Source organism: Desulfocicer vacuolatum DSM 3385 (assembly GCF_900176365.1).
Lineage (GTDB): Bacteria > Desulfobacterota > Desulfobacteria > Desulfobacterales > Desulfobacteraceae > Desulfocicer > Desulfocicer vacuolatum.
Genome location: NZ_FWXY01000010.1, coordinates 37,520 through 53,947, shown reverse-complemented (window position 1 = coordinate 53,947; position 16,428 = coordinate 37,520). Strand labels below are relative to the sequence as shown.

The window sequence follows — 16,428 nt, the reverse complement described above, 5'->3', positions numbered from 1 at the left end:
AAGTTTTTTTATTCTCAATTTGACATTGTGGCAAAGTGTGACACATGAATTTTAAGGAGATCCGCCATCCAACTTGTAGTCAACTCCCCAGGTACCTTGATCAAACAGAAGAACGAAATTTTTTTGTTCCAAAACAAGGATAATAAGCTTGAGTTATCTCCTTTAAAACTGGAATCCATCGTGATTTCCAATCAAGCCATGATTTCCACACCCGCCATTTCGCTGGCCTTAGAACATAATATTGACATAATCTTCCTTGATAAATATGGATTCCCCATGGGAAGAGTCTGGTTTGCTAAAATGGGTTCCACTGCCATGATCCGCCGGAAACAACTGGAGGCTGTAGGAGACGAAACAGGTCTATCATTAGTAATCGGAATGATCAGACAAAAATTGAACAACCAGATCGCCTTTCTTAAAAAACTCAAATACGCCAGGCCGGATAAAAAAGAAAAATTTGAAGCTCCTATCCACACCATTGAAGGATCCCTTGAATCTCTGGACGAAGACTGGACTGATATTGAAGAATCCCGCTCCATGATCATGGGACTTGAAGGGGCGGCCGGTCGGGCTTATTTTTCCTGTATAGCAAAATTAATGCCGGAAAAATACATATTCAAAGGACGCTCCAGGCAGCCAGCTCTGAATCCTTTCAATGCAGTGCTCAATTATTGCTACGGAGTACTCTATTCCCGGGTGGAAAAGGCCTGTATCCTTGCAGGCCTTGATCCCTTTGTCGGGTTCATGCATACGGATAATTATAATAAAAAATCCATGGTTTTCGACTTGATTGAGCCATTCCGGATTTTCGCCGATCAAGTGGCAGTCTATTTTTTTACGGGGAAAAAGGCAAAGGATGAATACTTTGATATTCAGGAACGCTCCTGCACCCTGAATATCAAAGGTAAACCCCAGGTGATCGAAGCCCTTAACAAACATTTGGAAGAAAAAGTCCGGTACGCAAGAAGAAATGTCAAAAGAAAACATCTGATCAGCCACGAGGCCCATCGCCTTGCCAATATCCTTCTTGAAGATTCAGGCATGGCCCGGCCCGACTGGCTCAAAATAAAGGAGTTTTAACATGAGTTCCATCCTGGCCTGGATCATGTATGACATTGTCGAAGACAAAGCCCGGAACAAAATTGCCAAAGTGTGCAAAAAATACGGCCTCACCCGGGTTCAATACAGCATCTTCCTCGGTCGCCTGGACACCAATCGTTTCGATGAACTGGCAGAACTCTGCCTGGACCTTATGGATGAGGACACGGACAGCGTCTATCTATTTCCCTTCTGCCAGGATGACTTTCGCCGCATCCAGGTTTTAGGACAGGGGTTTGATAAAAAATTAGTGAATGATGAAATTTTGTCTAAGTTCTTTTAAATCGGTTTAGCGGCCCTTATTATTATGGATATAAAACCAATATGCATGACAACATTTGTTTCAACCTTAACATACTGGATAGCCTTTAATATGAGAGTATTTCATGAAAATGCAAGTTTTTTTATCGAGGCTTGACCACTAATATATAAAATATCACTTTAGTTGTAATGTAAATTGGAAATAATAACTGAAGGGGTGAAAAAGATGAAATCATTTATCCATCCTGACAGCTCAATCGTGCCAGACAAAAACAATGCGATCACGGCAACAGATGATTTGGCCGATGACCTCCACTTCCATTCTAATGTAGAAAAGCAGAATTTTTAAAAATGAAAAAAGCGACCTTATATTTCAATAACATCCGCCTCAACCCGTCTCAAATTCATAAACTGAGAGGTTATGTCGGCAATGTTTTTTCAGAGTACGATCTGATCCACAACCATGATCTTGATACCGGCAAGTATATTTACCGGTATCCATTGATCCAATTCAAAATTATTGACAAAACTCCCTGCATTATTGCGTTGACTGAAAAAGCGGTACAGGTGTTTACAAAAATTTTTTTGACCCTCGACGAAATTGATATTGGAGGACGAATAATCCCGATCAACGAAAAGGATATTAAAATTGAAAATGTGGATTTCGGATTTTCTAAGGAGACTTTTGTGTATGAATTTATTACACCTTGGATTGCATTGAACCAACGCAATTATGGAAAATTTAAGGACATGAAAACAATTGAAGATAAAAGAGCCCTGTTAAAACGGATACTGACAGGAAATATTCTATCCATGGCCAAGTACCTGGGCTGTCATCTGGAACAGGACCAAAGGATTCAATCCACTCTGAATTTCAGGCAGGCAAAAGCCACCTTAAAGGGAAAATCCATGGTTGGGTTTGAGGGGATGTTCAAAACCAATTTTTTACTTCCTGATCACACTGGTATCGGAAAGTCAGTATCAAGGGGCTACGGTTGCATTAAAAAATGTATATGAATTTTATTTAAGGGGATCACACCATGAGCCTGGCATATAAACTTTGGAGAATCGGAAATGTCCTAACCCAAGACGATATCAAAGGGGTCATCAGAAGTAACCCGGATACAATATTAAAGCCCGGAGATGAGCCTGAATATTTCAATCTTAATTTTACGATTTCCACTGACAATAATATCAGCCTGGATCTTCGGCGTTCTTCCGTTTCAAAAGAAAGCATGTTTTTCACCAAAAAACTGGGGGGAGCCGGTGGAGGTATTTATTATCTATACCCGAATTTGGTGCTAAAATTAACAGACAAACAAACCCTTGCTTCCAAATTATCTTTATTAACCAACACATTGAAAAGCAGTATCCTTAAATTTTCCCGGGAAGAGAATCAATCCCTGGCCCTGATTATTGTGGAGTTTTTTGAAATGAACAAAGAACATCCCGTTTTGGAAATGCTTAATGAGATAAAAGGCGGGATATTCTGGTTTTGGATATCAATAAACGGCAAGACTCTGCCAGACCTTATGCCGGAAGTTTGGAACAATTGGTTTGAATTGCCGGTTACCCAGTTGAAAGAAGCCGCTCCTGGATATGATAGTTTCTCGGGGAAAGAGACCATTGTGGGATTCAGGCCGGAATTTAAGATTTTTTCCTATGACCAATACCATGGCTCTCTGAACCATCGGGTCCGGGACAATTTCCCACTATCATTTGAAAGCGCCGGAAAAATTAAATTGGCTTGGATCTATATTCTGGAAAAATTGGTCTTTTATTATAAGGGCTTGGAGTACATACTTCTTCCCAATTTGATCATGGATGATGATGAAAGTCTCAGGCAAATTATATCCCGGTTGGTCAAGGCCAATGCCATGACAAAAGGAAAACCCAAAAAATTACAGGCATTGAGAACGGAAGAAAAGAACCTTTTAAAAAATTTGGAGCAACTTCGGCGACCTCCAAAGGGAAAAAAGAAACCTGTTGCCGGATTGAATGAACAAATTCAAGAGCTTGAAAAGAACTGTGAAGAGATGGCCCAGACCATTGAGAAGATGGACACAGGGTATATTACGGAATTCAAGATCCAGGCAGATTACTTGGCTGAATTGAAAAATGCCGTTACCCTGGATTTTATTTTTACGGTTATCAACCGAACCAATCTCTCTTTTGAAGTAAAAGGTTCCATTGAGGACGTCATGCCCAGCCGACTGTCCCTGGTGGTGAACGCAATGCGAGAACAAAAAATTAATGAAAATATCGAACTCAAAGCCAAGATAAAAAACAAGACCTATCTCCAGGATTATTTTAACCGTGATGAGTTGTATTTTGTCCTGAGCAAAACCCAGAAGCACAACGGAAACCGAATTTTGCAGGAGCGTCTTCACTTGGCCCGTCTACTTCTCACCGATGCAGAAATTTCCATGGAAAATCTGATGAAGCGGTTTGAATTCAACCGGGAATATGATTATGCCCATAAAAAAAGAATTAACAATGGTGTCAGAGACTGGATTAATTACTCCAGTACCTATACACAGCAGGAACAGAGCATCCTGTCTTTTTTTCAACAATTAAACAAAATCAAGGAGTAAAAAAAGCACATGCCCGAGGAAAAAAGCTCATTCAAAGACTATTTCCTGAGGCGGAAAGATGCCGACAAAACAGGATATTATGCAACCCCGGCCATACGGAAAGCCTATTATATAGGTGCCTATTCCAAGGCAGTGATCAATTCATCCTTTTATTCCAGGGTAAGCCGGGAAAACACCACCTTCAAAAATTGGCTGTCAAACCAGATTATCAATTATCGTAATCTTGAGCGAATTTTCGAAATCGCATTTCGGTACGAACAAAAATTAAAACTGAACATCCGGAATCAGTCCGAAGTTCGAAAATTGGCCCATGAAACACCGGTTGACAAGGCGGCCGGCATGTCCAGTGCAAAAATATCCTTTGCCTTTGTTGCAGGATTTGATGATTACGGTAAATACTCAAAAGAAGAACAAAAAAAATCAGTGGAAAAGGAGACAAAAGAATGAATAATTGCGCCAGACAAAGTGAACTGCTTTTTCTCTGGGATGCCAGGATGTGTAATCCTAACGGCGATATGGGCAGTGACAATGCTCCCAGATTTGATGATGTGGATGAAAAAGCCATTGTCAGCGATGTCCGTATAAAGCGCACCGTCCGGGACGATCTTCAATACCGGAAAAAGGAGTTGATTTATATAAACAACGAAGAAATTATTTCAGGTGGTCTCCAGGCAGAAGAACGGTTTGACCAGATCAAGGATAAAAGCAATCTGGAAGACGGGCGGGATGTTTTTTTGACCTGCATAGATAACCGCCTGTTTGGTGGGGTAGCCCCCAAAAGTAATATTCAACTGGTGGGACCGGTTCAGTTTGCCTGGACCAAATCCCTGAACAAAACAGAGACTGTTTTGAAACCGGGAACCGGGGCATTTGCAACGAAAGGAAAGGACGGTCAGGAAAAAAACAGCAAAACCTTCAGAGCGGATAATTACATCCCTTATGGCCTGTTTGCCATGTATGGAACGGTTAATCGACTCCAGGCCCTTAAAGCATCCACCACAGAAGAAGATATCCAGAAGATGTTGGATTCACTCTGGTTCGGAACCAAACTTCTTAATACCCGGAGCAAGCAGGGACAGAAACCCAGAATGATGATACGCATCATTTATAAGGAAGAATCCTCTTACTTTATAGGTCTTCTGGATGAGTTAGTGGCCTTGGGCAATGAAGATTCTCAAATGATCCGTCGGATATCTGATGCTGAATTGGACTTTTCCGGCCTGGCCAGCGCCATTACCAAAGCAGATTTGTTTATCGAGTCCGTGGACATTGTTCTTGATGATTCCTTGTCATCTTATCAGGAAGCATTGTCAGAAATTCCCAAAGTGAACATCGTGGACGAAGTTGTTTTTTCCAGTCAGGGAATTCAAAAGGGATAAACTGGAGGGTCTATGTTTTGTTTAAAAATATGGAGCCGGTTTGGGGCCTTCAGAGATCCTTTAACCATCACCCAGAACTTAAGTTTTCCCATTCCGCCAAAGACAACTGTTGGTGGGATGTTGGCTGCTGTTCTCGGGATTGATTATTCAGATTATTTTAATGATCCCGAATATTTTAATTTTTCCTATTCTCTGATTATGACCCGGCCCATCCGAAAAAAAAGTTTTGCCCAGAACTATGTGGCCGATTATACAAAAGGATCTGAAATTAAATTTAACGCCATTGCCGATTACGGGAAAAAACAGAATAAATATAAGGCTCTTGTTGAAAAGCAGACCTTTTTAGAGGAGAAAAAAGAACCAACCAAGGCAGAAGAAAGGTTTCTTTCTACTGCCGGGGATAAAATTCAAACGGCAAAAACAGTTGTGGATAAATCCATGGACAAATGCGCACAGATCATGGGAAAGGGGTTCCGATCACCGAAACCTATTTTCAGGGAGTTACTCATGGATCCTGAATACCTGATTTTTATCAAAGATTTCAAATATGAAAAGCAAATTATTTCAAAATTGAAAAACCATGAAACTTCCTTCTCATTTTATATGGGCAATTCTGAATTCCCTGCAAATTATGGTTTTATTCATCATACCTGTAAAAAAATAAAATCTGACACCCGACATTCTTTTACTGCCAAGGGAACAGATATTCAGTTTGAAGCAGACAAAAAATACACCACGGTTTTCATGGCCACCCGAAGTTGTGGACAAAGGGAATATAGAAATTATCAGCATATTGTTATCTGTGACAACCCGATTTTGATGAAAAAAGAAACACCTGTGTATTGTATGGACTGCCGGGAAGGACAATTCCATTGTGAATTTATTTGAAATCAATTCAGATTATTACTCACATCCAGATTATCCACTGGAGAATCACCTGGGACATTCAGCAGCTTCCTTTGAAGATATTCTCCACAAGGAAGCTGCTTGGTTTCATGATCTCGGTAAATTGACCCGGGAATTTCAAAGCTATATCCAGAGTGAAGGAAAGAAATCTTTCACCACCCATGCACTTGAGAGTGCTCTTATCTTTTTGGAAAATAAAAAATTTGAGTTGACCCCTGAAATATTCGCGGCTTTTTATGCCATAATAAAACACCACGGAAACCTGGAAGATACTGAAATCTATTTTTACAATAAATTCCAGGATGTAGATGATTTGGAAGATATGTATCCGAATTTGGATAAGCGACTTGAAACAATATGCCAACGATTGGGTGGTCTGCAACAGCCGGATATAGAGGCAATCTGTGACTTGTTTGGTCAAGGGGACTTCCTGAGTGAAAATGGACTGACTGGTATTCAGACTTATTTTCTGATAAAGGAAGTTTTTTCCCGATTGATTTTTTCAGATAAGTACGAGGCTATTTTTAAAAGATCTTATACTGAGAGTACTGTTCATCATTGGAAAAAATATGAAAACAATCTTGTGACTCTGATCGCATCCAAAAACAATGAAATGGCAGATCTGAGGAACCGGGCAAGACAGGAAATCCTTGATAAATACCAAGCAAATAAAAATAAACAAATTTTTATTATAGAGGCCCCTACGGGTATTGGAAAAACATTTTCAGCCCTTCATTTGGCTCTGATTATCTGTCAAAGTAAAGGTAAAAAAAAGTTAATTACAGCTCTGCCCATGACGTCCATAATTGATCAGACCTATGAAGAATACTCAGCTGTTACCGGTGAATCAGAACTTCTCAAGTTTCATCATTTGACCCGGTCAAAGGTGTATGGATTTTTACATGAAAAAGAGAGACAAAATGAGACAAAATACTTCTCCCGTCAGGAAAATGATTTTTTGGCTATGTCATGGTCTTCAGACAACATCATTGTTACGACGTTTAATCAGTTGTTCAACCTTTTTTATTCTAATAAAAATAGAGATTTGATCAAATTCTGGACCATCAGGGATTCGGTAGTTATTGTAGATGAAGTCCAGGCAGTTCCCAGAATCCTGATCCGGGATGTTGCTGAAACCATGACGTTTATAGCAACGAATTTTAATGTCGATTTCATTTTAATGTCTGCAACCTTGCCCGAAATCAGCCGGTTTTTTCCCAAAAAACTGATTGCACAGTTGCTTGATAATAGATATTTTTCCTTGGATTTTAATAATAGGTATTCCATTCGGGTAAACCCGGATATTAATCAGTACGAGGGTCTGATTTCAGAAGTTAAATCATGTTATCAGAAAAACAGCTCACTTTTATGCGTGGTAAATTCAAAAAAATTATCCCTCAATGTGTTTTCTGATTTGAAAGATGATTTTGAAATCAAAAAAGAAACAGGAGAATTGTTCTTTTTAAACACCAATTTTATACCAAAGCATAGGGTCGATATCATCCGAAATGTCAAAAAAAGATTGGAAGATGGTCTAAAAACATTATTGGTTTCAACCCAGGTGGTTGAAGCAGGTGTTGATCTGGATTTTGATTATGGAATACGGGAATTTGCCCCTCTTTATTCCATGATTCAAACCGCCGGTAGGATTAACCGGGAAAATAGGGAGGGAATGAATAAAACAGCGCAGTTACTGGTAACCGATACAATAGGTTTCTGCCCGTATCATGCCAAAGATCTTTTAAAAAATGAAGTTCTGGCTCTTTTCCATACCGAAATTCAGGAAAATAATTTATTGTCTGTTTTGAAAGAGTACTTTCATATTGCTTTTGACAGGACATCAAAAGATTATTTGCTGAAGCCCGAAATGGATAAATTAAATTTTGAGACAGTTTATGCTAAGTTCTCTGATCATTTTATGAAAGAAATCCCGTTAATTACCCAAGTATTCATTGAAGCTGAAAAAGGCATATATAATTCATTTTTTAATAGGATAGATGATATTTATGATAAACTTCAGGATAAAAATCTTTCTTTAAATAAAAAAATGGGATATAAAAGCCAGCTGAAAGATGAAATAAAAAAAATTTCTCAATACACCATTAACGTTTCTGAAAAAGAAACAGAAGATTTGCAGTCTTTTCACATTTTGGTTCCAATTAAAGTCTGTCCCCATCAAATGGTCCAAGACGAATCAAAGTATTCCCTATCCCGGGGATGGCTGGGCGAAGAAACCCTTTTAATAAATTTTTAAGCTATGCTAACCATAACCCCTTCACAATTAATAGAACATACTTTTTGTCCAAGATTCATTTATTTTATGGAAACCTTGTCGATTCCCCAAAAAGAAGGAAATCGTTTCAAAGTTTTAAAAGGTAGAGAAGTTCATAAGCAAAAAACGCTGATTAATAAATCATATTTACGTAAAAAACTTGAAGTTGTTGAAAAACAGTCCAATGTATATCTATCATCAGCTAAATATCAACTCCGGGGAGTCATTGACGAGGTGCTCACATTTTCAGACAATACCATGGCCCCACTTGATTTTAAATATGCAGAATACAAAAAGATAAATTATAAAACCCATAAAATACAAGCATTATGCTACTGTCTTCTCATTGAGGATAATTTTCAGAAAAAGGCAAATAAAGCTTTTATCGTTTATACTCGGTCAAAAAATAAATTGATAGATTTGAATTTCAACGATAAAGATAGAAAGAATCTTGATAAACAGATCAAAGAAGTTATTAATATTATAATCACGGGATATTATCCCAAAAAAACATCGTCAAAGAAAAGATGTGTGGACTGTTGCTATAGAAATATTTGCGAAAATTAAAAAAAAATGAGATCTTCTATAAACACAATACAATATCTTTACTTTACTGCTTATGAAATTAAGGTAAAATATATGAGCTTATCAGATCTAAACGTAATATTGTTCTTTGAAAATTTGTTTAACATGCTATTCTCAAAAAGAATAATCTCAAAATGGACCGTCAGACCTTGATCCACGACAACAAGGATTGAAACAGCAAACCGCGTCAAGAACAATCAAATAACAAGCAAACCGTCAGACCTTGATCCACGACAACAAGGATTGAAACTGGATGTAGTGAATGCGGCCAATGAGGCAAAGTCCAACCCGTCAGACCTTGATCCACGACAACAAGGATTGAAACTTTTTAGCAGAGTAAAACCGGGCTTTCATTGATTTTCCGTCAGACCTTGATCCACGACAACAAGGATTGAAACTCCAAGCTGGATCAGATCAATCAAGATGTAAACGCCGTCAGACCTTGATCCACGACAACAAGGATTGAAACAAAGTTTCAGCAACGGCTCAAGATGTTCCCTGCACCCCGTCAGACCTTGATCCACGACAACAAGGATTGAAACACGATCTGGTGCATTTTGAGATCAAGCAATAAAGGACCGTCAGACCTTGATCCACGACAACAAGGATTGAAACATTCTTTGGTTGTGAATTGGGCGTGTTGTGGTGGCTCACCGTCAGACCTTGATCCACGACAACAAGGATTGAAACTCATTAAGGAGAGGTCGCAATGTCAACAGAAGTAAACCGTCAGACCTTGATCCACGACAACAAGGATTGAAACGTGAAAGTTGATGCTGATGAGAACTCGAAACCAGAACCGTCAGACCTTGATCCACGACAACAAGGATTGAAACATGCGGATATACCGGGAAGACACGACTGCCCAGCGCCGTCAGACCTTGATCCACGACAACAAGGATTGAAACAAGTTACAAGATCGGTACCTAATTTTTTGATCCTCTCCGTCAGACCTTGATCCACGACAACAAGGATTGAAACTGCGTGGGCCTCCGTGTTTGTGAGCGTAACCATTACGCCGTCAGACCTTGATCCACGACAACAAGGATTGAAACTCCAAATTTTCCATGCGTTTGATCACCTCGCGCAGCCGCCGTCAGACCTTGATCCACGACAACAAGGATTGAAACTCCATTGATCCATCCGCCATCGCGCTCTTCATCTCTCCCGTCAGACCTTGATCCACGACAACAAGGATTGAAACTTTTTTAGGGGGGAGTAATTCTGGGGTCAGGTACAACGCCGTCAGACCTTGATCCACGACAACAAGGATTGAAACAAGCCTGGTCAGGAAGTGAAGTTTGCCGAGCCCAAGCCGTCAGACCTTGATCCACGACAACAAGGATTGAAACTTTCTTTGGATCCGTGTCCATTGCGGTATCCCCTTACCGTCAGACCTTGATCCACGACAACAAGGATTGAAACCCGTTACGAGCTCGTTTTTAAGGCCGTGGTTTGTCCGTCAGACCTTGATCCACGACAACAAGGATTGAAACATGTTTAACACCACATATCCTGTTCACGGCCTTGAACCGTCAGACCTTGATCCACGACAACAAGGATTGAAACATTTTTTGGAATTGGACCCAAGCAAATCAAATATAGCCGTCAGACCTTGATCCACGACAACAAGGATTGAAACTCTCAAGATTGAGCGTTGACCTGATGTGGTCATTCCCCGTCAGACCTTGATCCACGACAACAAGGATTGAAACCGGACTGCAAGGAAGCAATAATTTTAGGAGCCGTTTCCGTCAGACCTTGATCCACGACAACAAGGATTGAAACTTGCTCGGGGTTCAAATGCCATGATTGCTAAAGAGCCCCGTCAGACCTTGATCCACGACAACAAGGATTGAAACATCACATACCGATCAATCAGCCACACTTCAACCTCCGTCAGACCTTGATCCACGACAACAAGGATTGAAACATCCCAGATGCTATATTGCCTGCCGTTACATCACCCCGTCAGACCTTGATCCACGACAACAAGGATTGAAACCCCACTGCCCAATTCCCGCAAGCCTGGGGATGGGGCCGTCAGACCTTGATCCACGACAACAAGGATTGAAACCACCACCCTCGCGTCTTGACCGCCCTGCACAGCCCCGCCGTCAGACCTTGATCCACGACAACAAGGATTGAAACTTGATATCTATTTCCTTGACGAGTGCCTGTTTAATTCTCCGTCAGACCTTGATCCACGACAACAAGGATTGAAACTGTTCTATGTATCGATAGCCACGTTTTGTGAGTTCGTCCGTCAGACCTTGATCCACGACAACAAGGATTGAAACATTTTATTTTTCCGACACAAGGGAGGTCGCAATCCCGTCAGACCTTGATCCACGACAACAAGGATTGAAACTCTTGTCGAAAGCCTCCCTTGATCTGATTAAGCCACCGTCAGACCTTGATCCACGACAACAAGGATTGAAACTTTTAGAAAAGACCGGAATAGGTGGTGTGTCTCGTGCCGTCAGACCTTGATCCACGACAACAAGGATTGAAACCGGATTTACTACTGTGCCCATTGCGGTGGAGGAGCCCCCGTCAGACCTTGATCCACGACAACAAGGATTGAAACTTTGGTAAAGACCAACAAAGAGGGGCCGTCAGCTACCGCCGTCAGACCTTGATCCACGACAACAAGGATTGAAACTACTGCCAGAACCAAGGTCATCTGACGATCCGGTAACCCGTCAGACCTTGATCCACGACAACAAGGATTGAAACCTCTTACCCCCATGTTATCGGTCATGCCTCGTCACCGTCAGACCTTGATCCACGACAACAAGGATTGAAACCTCTGGCAGTGGCTACATTCATACCATGCTGCCTTTTCCGTCAGACCTTGATCCACGACAACAAGGATTGAAACTCACCACCAGTAACTTGGTATGGCCCGCCGGGGCAACCGTCAGACCTTGATCCACGACAACAAGGATTGAAACATTGATCATTTGGCTCAACAGCCTGGTGATTTTATGTCCGTCAGACCTTGATCCACGACAACAAGGATTGAAACTTTTTAGATTAATTTCCCGGCAAACACCGGGGCTGGGCCGTCAGACCTTGATCCACGACAACAAGGATTGAAACTACAGTTCTTTTTTTTGTGCAACCCTCATTATAAAGCCGTCAGACCTTGATCCACGACAACAAGGATTGAAACTAAATGAACAAGGAATGGCTCTGTCTGATTTACAAGCCGTCAGACCTTGATCCACGACAACAAGGATTGAAACAAAACAATCCGGAACTTAAAGAAGAAGTCCAGGAATCCGTCAGACCTTGATCCACGACAACAAGGATTGAAACCAGCAGTCTTGGTGTCCGTAACCCCGGCAACCGCCGCCTCCGTCAGACCTTGATCCACGACAACAAGGATTGAAACATAGAAATCCCGGTACTCTCAGAAATGACCGCCGCCCCGTCAGACCTTGATCCACGACAACAAGGATTGAAACTGAAAGGTCCACCGCTGTCGGGGTCCCTGGTCATCTTCCGTCAGACCTTGATCCACGACAACAAGGATTGAAACATACCCCATGGCTCATAGACGAAAGCCTGTTCGAGCTGCCGTCAGACCTTGATCCACGACAACAAGGATTGAAACTTCAGTCGGAGGGCGTATCCCCGGGAATGCTAAACCGTCAGACCTTGATCCACGACAACAAGGATTGAAACACTTTAACCATGGATTTGGCAGGGAGAGGCCCACCCCGTCAGACCTTGATCCACGACAACAAGGATTGAAACTAAAGAATCTCCTTTTTTGGCTATGTTTTTTTCCCAACCGTCAGACCTTGATCCACGACAACAAGGATTGAAACATACAAAAGGAGCCTACCATGACAACAAATCACCCCCCGTCAGACCTTGATCCACGACAACAAGGATTGAAACAGAAAAACGTTGTTTCTTGAGCTTCTGTTCTGGTGCCGTCAGACCTTGATCCACGACAACAAGGATTGAAACGCAAATAATTTTCCAACTTTCCCAAGCCCTACCAGCCGTCAGACCTTGATCCACGACAACAAGGATTGAAACTACATTGCAGCACAAATAGGCGAGGGTGTTGTATCTACCGTCAGACCTTGATCCACGACAACAAGGATTGAAACCCATAGGCCGCAGCAGATCATCAATTTTCAGAGGCACCGTCAGACCTTGATCCACGACAACAAGGATTGAAACACGGGGCTGCCCCGCCAAGGGGGTATGTATCCTTGACCGTCAGACCTTGATCCACGACAACAAGGATTGAAACAGTTCCTCTTGCCCCGCCAGGCAAAGCCAGGCGTAACCGTCAGACCTTGATCCACGACAACAAGGATTGAAACATGGAACAGGGCGTGTGTATGCCGGGGCCGTGGACCCCGTCAGACCTTGATCCACGACAACAAGGATTGAAACGCGGAATCCATTATCGAGGCAGAGGTTCTGTAATGACCGTCAGACCTTGATCCACGACAACAAGGATTGAAACCCGATTCACCTGGCCGCCCAGCTCGGTGATCATGTCTTCCGTCAGACCTTGATCCACGACAACAAGGATTGAAACCCCTTAACACCGGCTTCCGCAAGCGTCTTTTCTTTTTCCGTCAGACCTTGATCCACGACAACAAGGATTGAAACTCCTCCAGGGGGACCTGGATGCCAGTGGCGGTGAACCGTCAGACCTTGATCCACGACAACAAGGATTGAAACAATTCACCTCTTCGTTTTCTTTTGGTATTTCAATAGAACCGTCAGACCTTGATCCACGACAACAAGGATTGAAACTCCAGAAGCGCAAACGCAAACTGACGCTCGCAGAATCCGTCAGACCTTGATCCACGACAACAAGGATTGAAACAAGATGCAAAAGAAACTCTATCTGTAATTGTCCAAGCCGTCAGACCTTGATCCACGACAACAAGGATTGAAACTTTAGCTGGTTGAAAGGCACACCCATATCAAACATCCGTCAGACCTTGATCCACGACAACAAGGATTGAAACAAAATTGATGCTCTTGGGCTTAGAACTCTTTCAATCCGTCAGACCTTGATCCACGACAACAAGGATTGAAACTGATCTGTTAGTAGGGGATGGTTCAGAAAGCGGAGTCCGTCAGACCTTGATCCACGACAACAAGGATTGAAACCTCTGATACCACCACTGATGACACAGTGATTGGGTGTCCGTCAGACCTTGATCCACGACAACAAGGATTGAAACAAAAAATAAGTGGAGGTCATCAAATGCCCACATACAAAACCGTCAGACCTTGATCCACGACAACAAGGATTGAAACTGCCAGGAGCTGGGGGCGTATGTAATGGGGCTGAGAGCCGTCAGACCTTGATCCACGACAACAAGGATTGAAACCACAAAAGTGCCCACCATTTCAGCCACGGAAGATACGGGCCGTCAGACCTTGATCCACGACAACAAGGATTGAAACTCCAATTTCTCAAGCACGACTGCCAACCCGTTGTCTGCCGTCAGACCTTGATCCACGACAACAAGGATTGAAACATCCCGGCCTTTTCGAATAGTGAAGCACACGGAGGCCGTCAGACCTTGATCCACGACAACAAGGATTGAAACTGACAACTTAGGTGACTGGGAATCCTTGGGGAGTTTCCGTCAGACCTTGATCCACGACAACAAGGATTGAAACAGGCTGGCTGGGGCAAGCTTGCAGACGGGACAAGGTCCGTCAGACCTTGATCCACGACAACAAGGATTGAAACTAAAATCAGGGTTGCAAACTCTGCATGGGATGGTTCGGCCGTCAGACCTTGATCCACGACAACAAGGATTGAAACAAACTTGATATATTCGTCCATGATGTTCAACATCCCGTCAGACCTTGATCCACGACAACAAGGATTGAAACTGGCCTCATCATGTATGATAATGGCATGAAAATAACCGTCAGACCTTGATCCACGACAACAAGGATTGAAACGATGAGGGTGAGAACAATCAATCAATCACATTAACCCGTCAGACCTTGATCCACGACAACAAGGATTGAAACTTCAATGCCCAAAACTTCCCTTCACCGGCCCATCCCCGTCAGACCTTGATCCACGACAACAAGGATTGAAACTAACGCAGCAGACGTATCAGGCGATCTGAACATAACCGTCAGACCTTGATCCACGACAACAAGGATTGAAACATTTTTTCCCGGATCACAGCAAGGCACATATTGATTCCGTCAGACCTTGATCCACGACAACAAGGATTGAAACTGCTTGTATTTATTGCTTTTCCCGGTAAGTTTTCCATCCGTCAGACCTTGATCCACGACAACAAGGATTGAAACTCTGTCGGGTCAAGATTTTCCGGTTCCGAATCAGATACCGTCAGACCTTGATCCACGACAACAAGGATTGAAACAAGAACGGAATGAAGGTTTCCGGGAAATCATTAAATCCCGTCAGACCTTGATCCACGACAACAAGGATTGAAACACAGGGTATTTGAATAATGCCCTATTTTTCCATATTCCCCGTCAGACCTTGATCCACGACAACAAGGATTGAAACTACAGATGAGATTACAGCCAGGCCCAACGGCACAATCCGTCAGACCTTGATCCACGACAACAAGGATTGAAACCTCGATGCGCTCTAAAACTTGCACCTATGGTATTTTCCGTCAGACCTTGATCCACGACAACAAGGATTGAAACCATAGATAGACCATGTCGCTGGTTCGTCTTGTGTTCCGTCAGACCTTGATCCACGACAACAAGGATTGAAACATGTTTCGGCAGGCACAAGCCAGCTTAAATGAGGATCCCGTCAGACCTTGATCCACGACAACAAGGATTGAAACTTTTTCAAGAACACCTGCCCACCGCTGCAAACATCCAACCGTCAGACCTTGATCCACGACAACAAGGATTGAAACTCACATGGGGAATCCGAAATAACGCATTCGGTTTTGGCCGTCAGACCTTGATCCACGACAACAAGGATTGAAACACGGCTATGACTGGGAGCAGACAGGTACAGATACTCCGTCAGACCTTGATCCACGACAACAAGGATTGAAACCCTTGGAATGCGGCCGCAACAGCCGGGGGCGGTGATCCGTCAGACCTTGATCCACGACAACAAGGATTGAAACTTAAGAAATCAGACATTGTTATTTCGTTATTTGCGTGCCGTCAGACCTTGATCCACGACAACAAGGATTGAAACTTGAGTGGGCCGTTGTTCAGGGAATGAATGCTGTTCCGTCAGACCTTGATCCACGACAACAAGGATTGAAACAATGACGACGGCTTGATCCTGAAATCAGATATCACACCGTCAGACCTTGAT

At 42.6% G+C, this 16,428-nt stretch carries 10 protein-coding genes and 1 CRISPR repeat array (1 of these 11 running past the window's edge); all 10 genes read left to right on the top strand.

Annotated features, from left to right (window positions below):
- Positions 1 to 48 precede the first annotated feature (48 nt).
- The 10 genes from cas1 (at position 49) to cas4 (ending at position 9,077) form a co-directional block, all read left to right on the top strand.
- The gene (cas1, locus tag B9A32_RS10520; RefSeq protein WP_332308508.1) at positions 49 to 1,080 is read left to right on the top strand and encodes a CRISPR-associated endonuclease Cas1; all 1,032 of its coding nucleotides are present in this window, start codon (positions 49 to 51) and stop codon (positions 1,078 to 1,080) included.
- A gap of 1 nt (position 1,081) precedes the next feature.
- On the top strand, positions 1,082 to 1,381 hold the full coding sequence (gene cas2 / locus B9A32_RS10515; protein WP_084069210.1) for a CRISPR-associated endonuclease Cas2: 300 nt from the start codon (positions 1,082 to 1,084) through the stop codon (positions 1,379 to 1,381).
- A 204-nt stretch (positions 1,382 to 1,585) separates the two neighbouring features.
- Positions 1,586 to 1,708 (top strand): hypothetical protein, encoded by a 123-nt coding sequence (locus B9A32_RS22360; RefSeq protein WP_269749019.1) that lies wholly within the window; start codon positions 1,586 to 1,588, stop codon positions 1,706 to 1,708.
- A gap of 2 nt (positions 1,709 to 1,710) precedes the next feature.
- Positions 1,711 to 2,376: a CRISPR-associated endonuclease Cas6 gene (locus B9A32_RS10510; RefSeq protein WP_084069208.1), complete on the top strand. Its 666-nt coding sequence runs from the start codon at positions 1,711 to 1,713 to the stop codon at positions 2,374 to 2,376.
- A 23-nt stretch (positions 2,377 to 2,399) separates the two neighbouring features.
- Positions 2,400 to 3,953 (top strand): TM1802 family CRISPR-associated protein, encoded by a 1,554-nt coding sequence (locus B9A32_RS10505; protein ID WP_084069206.1) that lies wholly within the window; start codon positions 2,400 to 2,402, stop codon positions 3,951 to 3,953.
- Positions 3,954 to 3,962: 9 nt separating this feature from the next.
- Entirely contained in the window at positions 3,963 to 4,400 is a 438-nt protein-coding gene (locus tag B9A32_RS10500) for a hypothetical protein (protein ID WP_084069204.1), read from the top strand.
- The gene (gene cas7b / locus B9A32_RS10495) at positions 4,397 to 5,332 is read left to right on the top strand and encodes a type I-B CRISPR-associated protein Cas7/Csh2 (protein WP_084069202.1); all 936 of its coding nucleotides are present in this window, start codon (positions 4,397 to 4,399) and stop codon (positions 5,330 to 5,332) included. Before B9A32_RS10500 ends, cas7b begins: the two co-directional genes overlap by 4 nt.
- Before the next feature lie 12 nt (positions 5,333 to 5,344).
- Positions 5,345 to 6,220: a CRISPR-associated protein Cas5 gene (cas5, locus tag B9A32_RS10490; protein ID WP_084069200.1), complete on the top strand. Its 876-nt coding sequence runs from the start codon at positions 5,345 to 5,347 to the stop codon at positions 6,218 to 6,220.
- Positions 6,207 to 8,492, top strand: coding sequence for a CRISPR-associated helicase/endonuclease Cas3 (locus B9A32_RS10485; protein ID WP_084069198.1), 2,286 nt, complete (start codon positions 6,207 to 6,209; stop codon positions 8,490 to 8,492). The genes cas5 and B9A32_RS10485 overlap by 14 nt, the downstream gene beginning before the upstream one ends.
- A 3-nt stretch (positions 8,493 to 8,495) precedes the next feature.
- Entirely contained in the window at positions 8,496 to 9,077 is a 582-nt protein-coding gene (gene cas4, locus B9A32_RS10480; RefSeq protein ID WP_084069196.1) for a CRISPR-associated protein Cas4, read from the top strand.
- A 157-nt stretch (positions 9,078 to 9,234) separates the two neighbouring features.
- A CRISPR array of direct repeats spans positions 9,235 to 16,428; the repeat unit is 37 nt; unit sequence CCGTCAGACCTTGATCCACGACAACAAGGATTGAAAC; it runs 684 nt beyond the window's last position.

What these genes read in the sequence shown, in the direction of transcription:
- cas2 (WP_084069210.1), top strand. Translation starts at nt 1,082, where the DNA reads ATGAGTTCCATCCTGGCCTGGATCATGTATGACATTGTCGAAGACAAA.
- B9A32_RS22360 (WP_269749019.1), top strand. Translation starts at nt 1,586, where the DNA reads ATGAAATCATTTATCCATCCTGACAGCTCAATCGTGCCAGACAAAAAC.
- B9A32_RS10510 (WP_084069208.1), top strand. Translation starts at nt 1,711, where the DNA reads ATGAAAAAAGCGACCTTATATTTCAATAACATCCGCCTCAACCCGTCT.
- B9A32_RS10505 (WP_084069206.1), top strand. Translation starts at nt 2,400, where the DNA reads ATGAGCCTGGCATATAAACTTTGGAGAATCGGAAATGTCCTAACCCAA.
- B9A32_RS10500 (WP_084069204.1), top strand. Translation starts at nt 3,963, where the DNA reads ATGCCCGAGGAAAAAAGCTCATTCAAAGACTATTTCCTGAGGCGGAAA.
- cas7b (WP_084069202.1), top strand. Translation starts at nt 4,397, where the DNA reads ATGAATAATTGCGCCAGACAAAGTGAACTGCTTTTTCTCTGGGATGCC.
- cas5 (WP_084069200.1), top strand. Translation starts at nt 5,345, where the DNA reads ATGTTTTGTTTAAAAATATGGAGCCGGTTTGGGGCCTTCAGAGATCCT.
- cas4 (WP_084069196.1), top strand. Translation starts at nt 8,496, where the DNA reads ATGCTAACCATAACCCCTTCACAATTAATAGAACATACTTTTTGTCCA.